Annotated in this window: 11 protein-coding genes; 3 read left to right on the top strand and 8 right to left on the bottom strand. The window is 55.7% G+C overall.

Annotation, left to right across the window (positions count from 1 at the left end; translation table 11 throughout):
- Positions 1-286 precede the first annotated feature (286 nt).
- On the top strand, positions 287-904 hold the full coding sequence (locus VHE34_RS15430; RefSeq protein ID WP_325589485.1) for a WbqC family protein: 618 nt from the start codon (positions 287-289) through the stop codon (positions 902-904).
- Here VHE34_RS15430 and VHE34_RS15425 read toward each other — a convergent pair.
- From VHE34_RS15425 to VHE34_RS15410, 4 genes are all read right to left on the bottom strand, one after another.
- On the bottom strand, positions 885-2,573 hold the full coding sequence (locus VHE34_RS15425) for a M56 family metallopeptidase (RefSeq protein ID WP_325589483.1): 1,689 nt from the start codon (positions 2,571-2,573) through the stop codon (positions 885-887). The genes VHE34_RS15430 and VHE34_RS15425 overlap by 20 nt on opposite strands.
- A 2-nt stretch (positions 2,574-2,575) precedes the next feature.
- Complete coding sequence (locus tag VHE34_RS15420; RefSeq protein WP_325589481.1) at positions 2,576-2,956, bottom strand: BlaI/MecI/CopY family transcriptional regulator; 381 nt, start codon at positions 2,954-2,956, stop codon at positions 2,576-2,578.
- A 53-nt stretch (positions 2,957-3,009) separates the two neighbouring features.
- Positions 3,010-3,750 carry a hypothetical protein gene (locus VHE34_RS15415; protein ID WP_325589479.1) on the bottom strand — a complete coding sequence of 247 codons (741 nt, stop codon included), beginning with the start codon at positions 3,748-3,750 and terminating at the stop codon, positions 3,010-3,012.
- A gap of 139 nt (positions 3,751-3,889) precedes the next feature.
- On the bottom strand, positions 3,890-6,100 hold the full coding sequence (locus tag VHE34_RS15410; protein ID WP_325589477.1) for a sodium-translocating pyrophosphatase: 2,211 nt from the start codon (positions 6,098-6,100) through the stop codon (positions 3,890-3,892).
- Positions 6,101-6,288: 188 nt separating this feature from the next.
- Here VHE34_RS15410 and VHE34_RS15405 point away from each other — a divergent pair, with 188 nt between their 5' ends.
- Together VHE34_RS15405 and VHE34_RS15400 are read left to right on the top strand one after the other, a co-directional pair.
- Positions 6,289-8,346 (top strand): gliding motility-associated C-terminal domain-containing protein, encoded by a 2,058-nt coding sequence (locus tag VHE34_RS15405; RefSeq protein WP_325589475.1) that lies wholly within the window; start codon positions 6,289-6,291, stop codon positions 8,344-8,346.
- Positions 8,347-8,793: 447 nt separating this feature from the next.
- Complete coding sequence (locus VHE34_RS15400) at positions 8,794-9,048, top strand: hypothetical protein (RefSeq protein WP_325589473.1); 255 nt, start codon at positions 8,794-8,796, stop codon at positions 9,046-9,048.
- A 57-nt stretch (positions 9,049-9,105) separates the two neighbouring features.
- Here VHE34_RS15400 and VHE34_RS15395 read toward each other — a convergent pair whose 3' ends face one another.
- From VHE34_RS15395 to VHE34_RS15380, 4 genes are read right to left on the bottom strand one after another with little or no spacing between them, the layout of a single operon-like run.
- The gene (locus VHE34_RS15395; RefSeq protein ID WP_325589472.1) at positions 9,106-9,783 is read right to left on the bottom strand and encodes a gluconate 2-dehydrogenase subunit 3 family protein; all 678 of its coding nucleotides are present in this window, start codon (positions 9,781-9,783) and stop codon (positions 9,106-9,108) included.
- A gap of 4 nt (positions 9,784-9,787) precedes the next feature.
- A complete protein-coding gene (locus VHE34_RS15390) occupies positions 9,788-11,545 on the bottom strand; it encodes a GMC family oxidoreductase (protein ID WP_325589471.1) in 1,758 nt (585 codons plus the stop codon).
- 56 nt (positions 11,546-11,601) lie between these two features.
- Entirely contained in the window at positions 11,602-13,272 is a 1,671-nt protein-coding gene (locus VHE34_RS15385; protein WP_325589469.1) for a M28 family metallopeptidase, read from the bottom strand.
- A 50-nt stretch (positions 13,273-13,322) separates the two neighbouring features.
- Entirely contained in the window at positions 13,323-14,345 is a 1,023-nt protein-coding gene (locus VHE34_RS15380) for a S41 family peptidase (RefSeq protein WP_325589467.1), read from the bottom strand.
- Positions 14,346-14,386 lie beyond the last annotated feature (41 nt).

Here is a 14,386-nt window from a genome sequence, read left to right as displayed (position 1 = left end):
AAGTCGGCTTCCTTCACTCCCATTCTGTTGATGTTTGTTTCGTATTTTTATTGAGGTCATTTTTCGGCTGCTAAGCAATTTGGCTTTTCGCCCGTGGAACATACGAAAAAGCCCAATTTTGGCTTGCTACTATGAATAGTATTTATAAATTAAATGCAATTGATTGTTTTTAAATATATTAATGAACATAAACTCCAATTAATTTATAGGTATCTGCCGGCTGGTTTCAAATCAAAGATCGCCAATATGGAAATTAGAACAAAATTGTTATAATTGAAACAAGAAAATGAACTTAATATCTGAAAGTCAATATTTTCCACCTGTTATCTTCTTTAAAAGTTCGTATAAAATCTCAAATATCATTATTGAGCAATGCGAAAGCTATCAGAAATTGAGTTTTCGCAATAGATGCCAGATCGCAGGAGCCGAAGGGGTGATCGACCTTAGCATTCCGCTGGTCAATGGAAGGGATCAGAAGGCCCTTATACGCGATGTCAGAATTGCAGATTCGTTGCCCTGGCAGGCCAACCACTGGAAGACGATCGTCTCCTGTTACAACCGGTCGCCCTGGTTCTCGTACTACCGGGACGGACTGGAGGAGTTGTACCGGAGGCCGTTCGGGTACCTGTTGGACTGGAACCGGGAATGCCTGGATTGGGTATTGCGGGTGCTGGGGATGCCCCGTACGGTCAGCGGAACTACGGAATATAAAACGGACTACCGCCCGGATGAAGGGGTTGATCAGCGGGGGAAATGGCTACCGAAAAACAGGGAAAGCTGGGGGAACGAGGCGCCCCGGTACCACCAGGTGTTCGAAGAGCGCACGGGTTTTCTGCCGGGTTTATCGATCCTCGACCTGGTGTTTTGCGAAGGAAAGAATGCGATTAGATATATACAGTCGTGAGGCGCCGGGTCTTCCTGATCCGGTTGTGTAGCTCATCCAGCTTTTTGAGATACATCTGCTGGATCTGGATCTGTTGGTTGAGTAGCTTTTTCAGCTCCAGCTGAGAGGCGTTGGCCATGCTTCTGGCCTGGGCCTCCTGGCTGCGCAATAACGCAAGCTGGGCTTTGAGGTCACTTTGCAACCGCATCACCTGGCCGCGGATCTCCTTTTCGGTAGACTCCTCGATCCAGGTGAGTTTATCCTCCGGGCGGAGGGTATCGATGATTTTAAAAGAAAAGCTTGAATTGGGTACGAAGACGAGATTGTCCATCGGGGGAAGATCGGTTGCCGTTTCATTGTCCTCGTCATCCCCGCCGGTCTCCCCCTTTCCGAGGGAGTTATCCCGCTTTGCGGTGGGAGCGGCGATGATTGTCAGCGTTGCCGGTTGGGTAAAGACCCCAGCCGCCTGAGGAGCGTCCGCGCTTGCTACGGAGGCCAGGGTGTTCTCATCACCCTCATCCTGAGAGGCCTCTTGATGCCGGGTTCGGTTCGCGGAAGGATGGTCCCCGGCCTTTGACTTCGGGTGCGAAACGCTGGGCGCCACCACCGGCGCACCGATCTTATTAATGATGATCGGGTTAAAGGCCAGCTCCCCTTGTAAAGGTGCGGCCGTTTGTGGCCGCCGGACCGCCAGCGGTTGTTGCCGGGTTGGAGCCGAAAGACTCAGGATGGTGATGGCCGCCGTCAAGAACAACAAGACGAATGGCCGGGCGCCAGGCCGGCGGTCCGTGCGTTTTTGCTGCAGGATCTTCCGGGCGCGCTGGAGGAGCAGCTGGTCGTCGCCGCCCGTTGCCGCCAGCGCCAACCGGCCCTGCCGGTGTTGCCGGGCCAGGGAAAGCAGGGCGGAGACATAGGCGTGCGGTTCATACCGGAACTGCAGGACCTCATCGTCGCAGGAATGTTCCCGTTCTTTCTGTAATTGCCGGATCAGCAATCGGCTGAAAGGATTAAAGAAAAAGATGAGTTCGACGATGGTAACAAGCAGATTTACAAGGTAATCTCTCCTTCGAATATGCGCCAGCTCGTGGACGAGGATGGCTTCCACCTGCTCAGTGGTCAGATGAGCGATCATGGCTGCGGGCAGCAGGATGATGGGCTTCAGGTGGCCCAGGGTCACCGGCACGTCCACCCGGGTGGAAAGCCAGGCCTTTACCTCCCGCCGGATGCCCATCAGCCTGCGGGTGGAAGCTACGAAGACCCGGAACTCTGCCGGGACCTTTGTCAGGCCCCTGCAGCTGAGGCGCCAGGAATAGATGTATTGATGCGAATAACGGACAAGTAATAGGGCCAGGATGAGGAGGTAAAGGGCGGAACACCAGGGAAGCACCGCGGCCATCAGCCGGTTGCCGGTTCCCCAGGCGCCGGAAGAAAGCAGGTCCCAGCCGCTGTGTTGGCCGACTCCCCAGCCGGCGGCATCAAAAAAATAGGCGCCGGTAAACGTGACTATCGATCCCAATGCGCCAAAGCCCAACAGGGTCAGGGCGAGGCCATGCCGGAAATGCGAAGGCGCAGAGTGGAACAGCCGGGTCAGTCCTAAATAGCAAAACCAGAGCAATGCCATTTGCCAAAGACTATTCACCAGCGTCCAGCCCAGCGCTTGCAGTAAGGCGGATTGGGTCAACAGATGCATGTTTATTGTTTTTTCAGATTATTCAACAGCTGTTGGATCTCTTCCAGCTCGGCCGCGGAGGCCTTATGGTTGCCGAGGGCCTGGAGCACCAGCTCCGTGGAACTACCACCGAAAAGGCTGTTGATCATCTTCCCGAGCAGGTGCTGCTGGGTCTTTTCCTTGCTGACAGACGCCTTGTAAATATGGGTCTTGAAAGTGTCATCCCGGCTGACCAGGCCCTTTTCATACATGATCTGCATCAGCTTGAGCGTGGTCGTATAGCCTGCTTCTTTGTTCTTGAGCAGTTCTTCGTGCACTTCCCGAACGCTTGCCTTGTCCTTTTCCCAAAGAACCTGCAGGATCTCGAGCTCACTTTCCGTGGGTTTTATTGTCTTCGTCGACATGTTGGAATATTTGGAATTCAAATTACGATATATTTCGTAAATAACTCGTTAAATTATTTTATCGACTCGTAGGTCGTCTCACCCGGGCCTTTGGCGATCAGCCCGAGCCGTGGTTCGCCCACAAAGGCACCCATTAGAAGCACGCATTTTAAATAGTATTCTTCGCCGAATTTCACGGTCAGCGGAATGGAAGACTTACTTTCCTTGCTGGCCCAAAGGGTTGTCGGCCCTTCTTTATAAAGCCGGATCTCATACTTGCTGTTATTCTTCATCCGGCAGATAACGGAGTCCCCGAGGTGGAGGTTGTAGCCGATAAGCGGTCCCACGCCGCTTGGCCGGTAGGCATATAAAATAGCGTAATTGGGGTGGTCGCCGAATTTAGCCCGATGAAGGGAGTCCTTCCGGGCCTGATCCGCCGCTGCCAGCTGGTCGGCGTCGGCCGAGAAAAGGACATCCGCCCTGATCTTGTAGCAGGGGTTTCCCATGGCCGGTTCCCAGTACCGGGTGATCTTCAGGATATTTCCGCCCATTTTCCGGGCCTGGGTCTGGGCGTTGGCGATCACTGTGCTATAGTGGCATTCGGCACCGCCCGCATCGGCCGTGAGGTTGCCGATCTTTCGGCATCCATCCGGTAAGGTCCGGTTCGCGTCCAGGACAAGGACTGGTTTGTCTTCGGTCAAAGGAGGTAAGGAATTGTCGGTTACCGATGAGCCGGCTTTGGGCGAGCAGCCGATAACCGTGGCGGTAAGCATCGCAACGACGAACGCAAGGGTTGGTCCCGGGGTGGCAAGCATAAGACTGGTTTAGGTTTTTTCCAAAAAAAAAGCCCCCGTGTAGAAACACGGCGACTTCGGTATTTGGATCTGATTAGTGTCAGATTGTAAAGATAATCGGTTGCTCCGATTTTACTAAAAAATCTTTTAGTTTTTTTTGTTAACGGAGATTAACGCTTGTTCGAGGCGCCGGTGCGATCACGACCGTCTTCTCCATCCTGGGCGTCTTGCGCATAGCGGCTCCCTCATCGCGGGTGTGAAAAAGGGTGGCGAGCGTTGGGGCGATGACCAGCGAAACGATGGACATCAGCTTGATCAGGATATTCATCGAAGGACCGGAAGTATCCTTGAAGGGATCGCCGACGGTGTCCCCGGTGACGGAAGCCTTGTGCGGATCGGATTTCTTATAGTGGATTTCCCCATTGATCTCGACGCCTTTCTCGAAGGATTTCTTGGCATTGTCCCAGGCGCCGCCGGCATTGTTCTGGAAGATGCCCATCAATACGCCGCTGACGGTGGCGCCGGCCAGGAATCCGCCAAGCGCTTCGGGGCCCAGCAGGAACCCGATGATCAGCGGGAAAAGGATGGCAATGGCTCCGGGCAGGATCATCTTCTTGATCGAAGCCTGGGTGGAGATGGCCACACACTTATCATATTCAGGTTTGCCGGTTCCCTCCATGATGCCGGGAATGGTTCTGAACTGCCGTCTTACCTCCTCCACCATCGCCATGGCGGCCTGGCCAACGGCCTGGATCGCCAGCGAAGAAAAAATAAAGGGGATCATGCCGCCAACGAAGAGGCTTGCCAGCACTTTTGCCTTATAGATATCGATACCCTGGATACCGGCTACGCCAACAAAGGCGGCGAAAAGGGCCAGGGCGGTGAGGGCCGCGGAAGCGATAGCAAAACCTTTACCTGTAGCTGCCGTCGTATTTCCCACGGCATCGAGGACGTCGGTCTTTTCCCGGACTTCCTTGGGCAGTTCGCTCATTTCCGCGATTCCGCCGGCATTGTCCGCGATGGGCCCAAAGGCGTCGATGGCCAACTGCATGGCCGTAGTGGCCATCATCCCGGCGGCAGCGATCGCCACGCCATAGAGACCGGCGCAGGCAAAGGAACCCCAGATGCCACCCGCCAACACGAGGATCGGCAGGAAGGTGGACTGCATCCCCATCGCCAGACCGCCGATAACGTTGGTGGCATGGCCGGTGGCCGACTGACGGATGATGCTCAGCACGGGGGGCTTACCCATCGCCGTATAATATTCTGTGATGATGCTCATCAGCGTACCGACCAGCAGACCGACGCCGATGGCGCCCAGCACGCCCCATTTGGTGAACTCGGTGCCGCGAAGGGTCATCGTTTCGGGAAGGATATAATAGACCAACCCGATACAGGCGAGAGCCGTCAGGATGATCGAACCCCAGTTGCCCATATTGAGAGCCTTCTGAACGGTATGGGTGTTGACGCCGGCATTTTCACCGATCCGTACGAACAGCGTGCCGATGATGCTGAAGATGATCCCGATGCCCGCGATCAGCATGGGGAGCAGGATGGGGGACATGCCGCCGAAATTATCGTCGGCAACCGTCTCCTGGCCCAATACCATCGTTGCAAGCACGGTGGCTACATAGCTGCCGAAGAGATCGGCGCCCATCCCGGCAACATCGCCGACGTTGTCGCCGACGTTATCGGCGATCGTCGCAGGATTACGCGGGTCATCCTCGGGGATGCCTGCCTCGACCTTACCGACAAGGTCGGCGCCGACATCGGCCGCTTTGGTATAGATGCCACCGCCGACACGGGCGAAGAGCGCGATCGATTCGGCGCCCAGTGAAAAACCCGTCAGCACTTCGATCGTGCGTTTCATTTCTTCCGAGTTGACGCCGGCCTCCGGTGCGAAGATGGCTTTTAGTATGATAAAGAGTCCGCCCAGGCCGAGAACGGCAAGACCGGCGACACCAAAACCCATGGCGGACCCGCCGTTGAAGGATACCTTCAATGCCTGGCTGAGACTCGTGCGGGCTGCGTGCGCGGTACGAACATTGGCCTTGGTAGCGCTGCGCATTCCGATATAACCTGCGGTGGCGCTGAGGACTGCGCCGATCACGAAGGCAACGGCAATGGCCCAGTGCGAATTGGGATTGGTCGTTCCCATCAGGGCCAGAAGAATGGCCGCTATGATGACGAAGTAGGAAAGGATCTTCCATTCTGCTTTCAGGAAGGCCATCGCGCCCTCCGCGATGTGGGCACTGATCTCCTGCATCCGGGGATTGCCGGGATCCTGCTTCGACACCCACGAGTACTTGACAAATGTGAAAAGGAGGCCGATGGCGCCAAGGATGGGAACTACGTAAATCAATTTGTCCATAAGTTGTAGACCTTAAACAGCCTTTTCATCACGGCAATCGTTAATATTATTGCGGATGGCTTAAGGGACGGCAAAAATAGGGGGAAAATGCCAAAAATGGACGAATTTTTGCTGTTTCAGGGGCCAAAGGGACCGGGTAGACAACCGTCGGACCGATAACCTCGTCTTCTGAATAACGCCGGGCACCCATGCGCACAAATCGACTGCTTATCGTTGCTTTAATTTTAGCAGGCCTTCTTGCACCCGCAAAGGAGGGTAGGGCGCAGGCTTGCACGGCTCTCGGTCAGACACCCGCCACCGCCTTCCCCGTTTGCGGCAGCAGTGTCTTTAGTCAGTCCAGCGTCCCACCGTGCTCGAACGGGGTGGTGCCGGCACCAACCTGTAGTGGCGATGGGGTCACTTATTTTGATTTAAACCCATATTGGTACAAGTTCACCTGCTTTACCGCGGGTACCCTTGGTTTTCTTATCAACCCCAATAACCATGACGATGACTACGATTGGGAGTTGTTCGACGTCACCGGCCAGTCCCCCGATGCAGTCTTCTCCAACGCCGCCCAGGTCGTGGCCTCCAACTGGTCGGGTCTGACGGGAAATACCGGCACATCGGCTTCGGCGAACGCCCTTTACGAATGCGCATCGTCGAGAATCAACGGTCGCATCACCAATCCGCCGATCTTCAGCAAAATGCCCACCCTGATCCAGGGGCATCAATACCTGCTTATGGTCAGCCACTTTAGCGGAAGCGATCAAAGCGGCTACAAGCTGTCTTTCAGTGGAGGCACCGCCAGCATCACGGACACGACGCCACCGGCGATGAGTTCGGCCAGCCCGATCTGCGACGGCTCCCGCATTAGGATCGCGTTGAACAAAGAGATGGCGTGTTCTACACTGGCCGCAGACGGCAGCGATTTCGTCCTTTCGCCGTTGCCGGCAGGCGTGAAGATCGTCGGCGCCTATGCCGTCAACTGTGCGGGCTTTGCCCTCGACACACTCGTCGTCGTCACAAACGGCCCCCTGTCCCCCGGCGACTATTCGATCACCACCCGTAGCGGAACGGATGGCAATACGCTACTCGATATCTGCGGGACGCCGGTGCCTGTAGGTCAGACCGCCATCTTTCATATGGTCCCGCCCGGACCGACACCGATGGACAGCATCGCCCCCGTCGGCTGCGCCCCCGATGTCCTGCAACTGGTGTTCAAGAAGGAGATCGAATGCTCGACGATCGCAAGCGACGGGTCCGATTTTACCGTGCAGGGCAGCACACCGGTGACGGTCATCGGCGCCTATGGCCAGTGCGATACCGGCAACAGGACCTACCGCGTGATGGTCAAACTTTCAGCGCCCCTCGTGAAAGCCGGCAGTTATCGCATTTTCCTGGCCCCCGGCAGCGACGGTAACACGCTGGTCGACGAATGCGGCTTCCTAAGCCCTCCGGGCAGCCTTCCCTTCACCACGGGCGACACCGTGTCGGCGAAGCTGATGACCGATCAGATCCTGCTGGGGTGCAGGGCGGATACCATAATATACCAGTATCCCGATGCCGACGGGGTCAATCAATGGCAGTGGATCTTCGACGGCACTGACACCAGCCGCCTTGAGAATCCGCCACCCCGGATCTACTCCGTTTTCGGGACCAAGAACGTCCAGCTGACTGTTTCCAACGGCTATTGTTCGGATACTTTGAATTTTTCACCCCTGCTGGGAAATGCGATCAAGGCAGGATTGGAAGTTCCCAATATTCTCTGCCCGAAGGATGAGGCCGGTTATCTCAACAAAAGCACCGGCGACCTGAACTCATTCACCTGGGACTTTGGCGACGGTTCCGGCTTTAGCGGCGCGACACCGCCGTCGCATCTTTATCCGCTGACGGGGATCGAGACGGTCTATACCGTTACGCTGATAGTCGGCAATGCTATCGGCTGCTATGATACGGCCGTACAATCGATCGATGTTCTCCGCAGCTGTTATATCGCGGTTCCCAATGCCTTCACTCCCAACGGCGACGGATTGAATGATTATCTCTACCCGCTGAATGCCTACAAAGCCGACAATCTGACCTTTAAAGTCTTTAACCGTTTCGGGTTAATGGTCTTCGAATCACATGACTGGCAGCAGAAGTGGGATGGGACCTTTCACGGCGACAGGCAGCCGGCAGGCGCCTACGTCTGGTTCCTCCAATACGTCGATCATGACTCGGGGAAACCCGTCTTTCAAAAAGGAACCGCGTTGCTGATCCGGTAAATAAAAAGCCCCTCGCGGAAGCAAAGGGCTTTTTATCCCGGAAGCGCGATAGCGCGCCCCGGACATTAGATAAAATTAGAAGGCCCCCACTTTTTGGTATGGGGGCCTTTTAATTTTTTGTAGAAGAACCTGTAAGCCTGAAAAAAACCTTTAACTATTGATGGCCGTCAAACGTTGGAAGGTAATATCTTGAGTTGAACCGTTGTTTTGGAAGAACTGTTTGATCTATGTCATACTAATCGGGTGCCAAAACGCAATCCATTGAAAATAAACCTCATGTATCTTGGTTCTGGCCCAGGATCGTCCCCCGATGGGAAAAAAATTCCGGCGGAAGGACAAAATGGGCCGGACCACACAATTTAGCAGCGCCACCGGCGTTTTCCATATGAGGCAGGCCTGGGCCTGCTGCCACAAATCCAATATTCTAATAAAACTGATGCAATCCCTATGACCCCGTACATACAGAACAATCAGAACTACCTGGCTGAAGAGTTCCGTCGTCAAGAAAATTACCTTCTCCAGGAAAGCCGTATCGCCCTCTTGAAAATTCAAAGCTGGCAGTTTGCGATGAAGACTCCCGAGGTGGGCACGCACTATCAACAGGAAGCTACCGATATGGTTAAGAAATCCCTGTTGAGCTTTGTTCCGAACAGCTTTGTCCTCAGTGAAGAGGGATATTATTTCAAGCCGATCTTCAACTAATCGTTGCTTGCTATTTCTATAAAAGAGAAGAGGCCGTCTTTAGACGGCCTCTTCTCTTTATGCTTTTGTCGGATCGTAACATTCACGCAACTCTTTCTCCGTGTAGGCCAGTCCATGCTGCTTCAGCACGTCTTCCGGCACACCGTTCCACTGATTGGGAACATTACCGATATAACCGATGTCCTTTACCCCGATCTCCGAGGTATAGAAACCCGACGCTGTGAGATTGCGCATCAGGCTGAAGAACGCCACACCCTGCGCCATTTCCGGCTTTGCTTTCCTGGGGAAGGCGATGGCATCCACCAGCACCATCTGCTGCGGCTGTGAGCAATCCTTGAATTGCTTCCCAAAACGGTTGAGACATTGCACATCGAGCCAGCGTAACCCGCCGCGCATCGGCGTCTGGTGTTCCGGCTTTTCCTTTACGATGTATTCGATGAAGGCAGGCACGCCGGCATCGGAGGCGCTGCCGCTCACCTCGTCCTTTGGGATGATGATATCACCGAGGATCGTTATCGTCGTCATCTCGTCGGGCGTAAAGAAGGTTTTTGAAACCACCTCTTTCTCATGTTCGGTCTCTTCCTTCATCCGGTTGATCGTCGGAGCGGCGCCTTCTTTCACTGCTTCCGCTGCGGTCTCCGGCGCCTTCTTGTCATCGGTCTTACAGGCTTCGACCAGCACCCCGGTCGATACCGTTCCAACGATCAGCGCCTTTATTGATTTTCTTCTGTCCATAGTCTTAGAGATTTTGCTTTTTCAGTTCGTCGACGAGATGTTCGCTGGCGCGCATCGAGAGCGCCAGGATCGTCCACGTGATGTTTTTGTCGGCTTGCGATACAAAGGGACCGCCGTCCATGCAAAACAAGTTCTTGCATTCATGCGCCTGGTTCCACTTGTTCAGCGGCGCCGTCTTCGGGTCGTTGCCCATCCGGACGGAACCTGCTTCATGGATAATATTGCCGGGCGCATGCAAACCATAATTGTTGTCCTTATTGTTTTCATGTCCCCAGGTCTGTACTGCGCCCATCTGATGCAGGATCTCCGCAAAGGTCTCCTGCATGTGTTTCGCCTGCTTGATCTCGTGTTCGGAGTGGCTGGTGTTGAACCGCAGAACGGGGATGCCGTATCTGTCAACGACATTGGGGTCGATCTCGCAGTAGTTGTTGATATTGGCGACAGCTTCGCCACGGCCGGCCATGCCCACATGCGCGCCGAAGAAATAGCGATAATCCTCTTTGAGCGAGGCTCCATAGCCGCCGGCTTCCTTTACCTTGCCTTTGACCTTGAACTGGCCGTTCATGTTTTCGATACCCCAGGAAAAACCATAGAGGGGCATGCCGAAGCCGCCGCCGAACTCGATGTGGTAACCGCGGGGGAAATCCAGCTTCTTGTTATCCAGCCACCAGGGAGCATAGACATGCATCCCGCCCACACCGTCCTCGTTGTATCTTTTCCGGTCGAACAGTTCGGGAATGATCCCGCCCGCATCGGAGCCGGTAGAGTCGTGCAGGTATTTTCCGACGACATTGCTGCCGTTGGCCAACCCGTTGGGATGACGCTCCGACTTGGAGTTCAGCAGCAACCTCGCGCTTTCACAGGCGCTGGCTGCGAGGATCACCGTCCGTCCGCTCACCTGGTATTCCTGCATGTCTTCCTTGTTTATATAGGAGACGCCGGTCGCGAGGCCTTCCTTGTCGGTCAATACTTCGCGCGCCATCGCATTGGTAACGAGATCGACCTTGCCGGTCTTCAATGCCGGGATCACCAGACAGGAGGAAGACGAAAAGTCACCGTAGACCTTGCAACTGCGGCCGCATTGCGAACAGAAAAAGCACTGGTTCCTCCCGGGGCCGAGGTCCGGTGTTACCTTGGTCAGGATCGAAAGGCGTGAGGGGATCACGGGTACACCGGCGGCGGCGCCCGCTTTCTTGATCATCAGTTCATGCAGCCGGGGCTTCGGCGGGGGAAGGAAAAAACCGTCCGGATCATTGGGCAATCCCTCGTTCGTCCCGAACACGCCCAGCAATTTATCGATCTTGTCGTAGTAGGGCTTGACATCCTCGTAACCGATCGGCCAGTCGTCGCCCAGTCCATCGATGCTGCGCCGCTTGAAATCCTTCGGACCAAAACGAAGCGATATCCGTCCCCAGTGATTGGTCCGGCCGCCCAGCATCCGCGCACGCCACCACTCCCAGGGGGTCGTTCCCTTGTTATGCGTCTGCGTATAAGGCTCTCCCTCTACTTCCCATCCCCAATAGCAACCGTCGAAATCGCCAAAGGGCCGGTACTTCGTACTGGCTCCGCGCCGTGGCGACTCCCAGGGATTCTTTAATTGATTGCTGTCTTTCTTCGGATCGAACATCGGTCCTGCTTCCAGCAGGCAAACACTCAGCCCCGCATTGGCAAGCACATAGGCGGCCATTCCGCCGCCCGCACCCGAACCTACGATCACGGCATCGTATTTCCTGGGTTGTTTTTTAATTTGAAGGTCTCCCATCTTAATGTATAGATAAAGGGTAAATTTAGTGGTTTAGCAAATCAGCAAACAAAAAATTATTTTCGCTCCGCTGTCGTCTTGTCGCGGATCGCCTTGAACTCGCTGCCCGCTTTCCATTGCGGCCAACCATGGCTATCGGCGAGATGGAGCCCGATGTCGTAGACTGCTTCGATATCTTCCAATCCACCCTGCAGGTTCCAGCTGTTCGGATCGTATTCGTCGGAAGGTTGGTGATAGCGCCGGCTCGTGTATTCGTCGTGCTTTTGTTTTCCAAAGGCCGTTCCCTTTGCGACGTCATCGACGCCACCGTCCGCCGTCAGCGAGGGAACGCCGGCGCGGGCGAAATTGAAGTGGTCCGAACGGAAGTAGTGACCGGCCTCCGGATGGTCCTCGGGGGCAACATAGCGGCCATGCTTCTTCATCTCTTCGGCGAGCGAATCCTCCAGATCGGATTGCCCCTTGCCGCTGTAAGTAATATCCTTTGTGGGTCCATAGGTGTTGATCACATCGATGTTGAGATCGGCAACCGTTGTGGCAAGGGGATAGACCGGATGCTGAGCATACCAGGCCGAGCCCAGCAGCCCCTGCTCTTCGGCCGTCACCGATAGGAAGAGGACCGTCCGCTCCGGCGCTTCGGGAAGACCTTTGAACGCGCGTGCGATCTGTAACAGGGCGGCCGTGCCGCTGGCGTTGTCGGCGGCGCCGTTATAAATGGAGTCGCCTTTCGCATCGGGTTTGCCGATGCCGAGATGATCCCAGTGCGCGGAGAAGACGACGTATTCGTTCGGATATTTGCTGCCGGTAATTTTTGCGATGATATTGTGCGACTTGTTGTACACTTCTTTCGCATGGACGGCGCCCGTAAGCGTCAAGGGTAACGATACGGCCTTGAAGCCCGGGCGTTGCGCCTGCTTCAGCAGGCTGCTGTCCCTTCCTGCCGCCGCCAGCAGCTTCATCGCGGCCGGCTCCGTGATCCATCCCTGCAGCGTCAGTTGGTAGGAGGGGTTGTCGCGGGTGTCGAGGTGAAGCTTTACGCCGCCGTTGGACGACTGCACTACTTGGAAAGGGTAGGAGGCGGCAGCGGTGTTGTGAATGATAAGGCAGGCGCCGGCGCCCTGGCGGGCCGCTTCTTCATATTTATAGGTCCAGCGGCCATAATAGGTCATCGTGTGCCCTTTGAAAAGCGTGGAGTCGTAAAAGCCCGGATCGTTCACCATTACGATGACCGTTTTCCCTTTCACATTCAATCCCGAATAGTCATTCCAGTTATATTCCGGTGCTACGATGCCAAATCCGGCAAAGACCACCTCGTTGCTGTTCAGGGCGTCGAGCGTATCGGGCCGTTCGGTCCAGGTGACGAAATCGGTGAGGTTTTGCAGGGACAGGTCTCCCTTCGGCGAGTGGAAGGCCAGCGATGAGGGCGCCGAGGGGCTGATCTCCACCAGCGGTACGTCCTGCGTATAACTGTTTCCGTTACCGGGCTCGAGGCCGAGGGCGGTATAGGCGTTGACGAGATAGTCGATGGTCTTCGTTTCACCCGCCGTAAATGGGCGGCGGCCCTGGAACTCGTCGGAGGACAGCGTCTTGATGGATGCGGCGAGACTATCCTTGCTGAAGCCGGCCAGGCCGGCGTCCGTGCCGGATGAGGCGCCGCCTCCCTGGTTACAGGCTAAAAAGAGGCATATAAGGCCGACAACACCAACGCCGCGAAGCGCAATTCTTATCATTAGCGGTATTTCCCTAAAATTAGGGGATTCCCGCAAATGTCGTCCACTCACTATTTAGTCATCAGCCAATTGATCGCCGCGGTCTTGGCCGCGTCCTCTCCGGCGGTGTGCGAATTGGCGGCGATGACGCGGTCCGGCTGGATGCTGCCTTCGCAAACGCGGCCGGTGCGGTCGGCCTCCTGGCAGACGCTCAGCACCAGCATCGATTTATCGGAGAGGGAATAGGTGGCGTTGGCCGTCGTCAGTCCCGCGGTGGGCTCACCTATGAGGTAGGCTTGTTCCATGCCGCGGAAGGCAAGGGCGACCGTCTCCCCTGCGCTGACCGTCCGCCGGCCGGTCAGCACGACGATGGCCGGATGTTTATGAAGAGTGCGATAGCCGGTATGGCTTACCCGGCACCGGACATGGCGGCCCTGGATGGCCGAACCGTCGCGATAGGAGATCGGAACGCGCTCATTGGAACCGACAAAATAGCCGTATATGCCATCGCCCAGCAAGGGACCAAGACCGGTCAGCATCGGCCACATATTGCCGCCGGAGTTCTTCCGGAGATCGATGATCCAGCGGGAGATCCCCCGGGAGTCGAGCCGGGCGATGACGGTCTGGAGGCTGTCGGCGATGCGTTGACAGATCAGTGAGTCCTCCGTTTGTACCCAGGGTATGGTGAGGTAGCCGATGCTGTCCTGCAGCCATTCGCCCCTGATCTCCCCCACCAGCTGCGCCAGGTTGGGCGGTATATCGGCGTCCTCATCCCCGATATACCGGGCCACCCTGTCGGCCGGCATCACGAAACTATGACGTTCGTTCAATTCTTTGAAGCACCAGCTGATCGAAGAATAGGCATCCTCGCAGCTGCCCGCACTGCGAAGCTGTTCATGGGCCTTCTTCGTCAGGTCCGGCCAGGATACCTCGCTCTTGCGGTAGTAGGTCTTTTGCATGAATCCGAGCACCTCATCCAGCAGTTTTTCAGCTGTTTGCAGGCAGGGCGAGGGGAGGGAGTCGGTGGCTGCGAATCCGTCCCGGGCGGCCAGGAGACAAGAAAGCAGGCACAAGAAGGAGAAGGATCTGATCATGGGTAATCGATGTTGGATAACCGGGTAAGATAACGAAAAGG

The organism is Puia sp. (assembly GCF_035546395.1).
GTDB lineage: Bacteria > Bacteroidota > Bacteroidia > Chitinophagales > Chitinophagaceae > Puia.
The sequence above is the reverse complement of the archived record's forward strand: the minus strand, read 5'-3'. Positions and strand labels throughout refer to the sequence as shown.

Excerpts from the sequence above, each read along its gene's own strand:
- VHE34_RS15430 (WP_325589485.1), top strand. The coding sequence starts at position 287 with ATGAACTTAATATCTGAAAGTCAATATTTTCCACCTGTTATCTTCTTT.
- VHE34_RS15425 (WP_325589483.1), bottom strand. The coding sequence starts at position 2,573 with ATGCATCTGTTGACCCAATCCGCCTTACTGCAAGCGCTGGGCTGGACG.
- VHE34_RS15420 (WP_325589481.1), bottom strand. The coding sequence starts at position 2,956 with ATGTCGACGAAGACAATAAAACCCACGGAAAGTGAGCTCGAGATCCTG.
- VHE34_RS15415 (WP_325589479.1), bottom strand. The coding sequence starts at position 3,750 with ATGCTTGCCACCCCGGGACCAACCCTTGCGTTCGTCGTTGCGATGCTT.
- VHE34_RS15410 (WP_325589477.1), bottom strand. The coding sequence starts at position 6,100 with ATGGACAAATTGATTTACGTAGTTCCCATCCTTGGCGCCATCGGCCTC.
- VHE34_RS15405 (WP_325589475.1), top strand. The coding sequence starts at position 6,289 with ATGCGCACAAATCGACTGCTTATCGTTGCTTTAATTTTAGCAGGCCTT.
- VHE34_RS15400 (WP_325589473.1), top strand. The coding sequence starts at position 8,794 with ATGACCCCGTACATACAGAACAATCAGAACTACCTGGCTGAAGAGTTC.
- VHE34_RS15395 (WP_325589472.1), bottom strand. The coding sequence starts at position 9,783 with ATGGACAGAAGAAAATCAATAAAGGCGCTGATCGTTGGAACGGTATCG.
- VHE34_RS15390 (WP_325589471.1), bottom strand. The coding sequence starts at position 11,545 with ATGGGAGACCTTCAAATTAAAAAACAACCCAGGAAATACGATGCCGTG.
- VHE34_RS15385 (WP_325589469.1), bottom strand. The coding sequence starts at position 13,272 with ATGATAAGAATTGCGCTTCGCGGCGTTGGTGTTGTCGGCCTTATATGC.
- VHE34_RS15380 (WP_325589467.1), bottom strand. The coding sequence starts at position 14,345 with ATGATCAGATCCTTCTCCTTCTTGTGCCTGCTTTCTTGTCTCCTGGCC.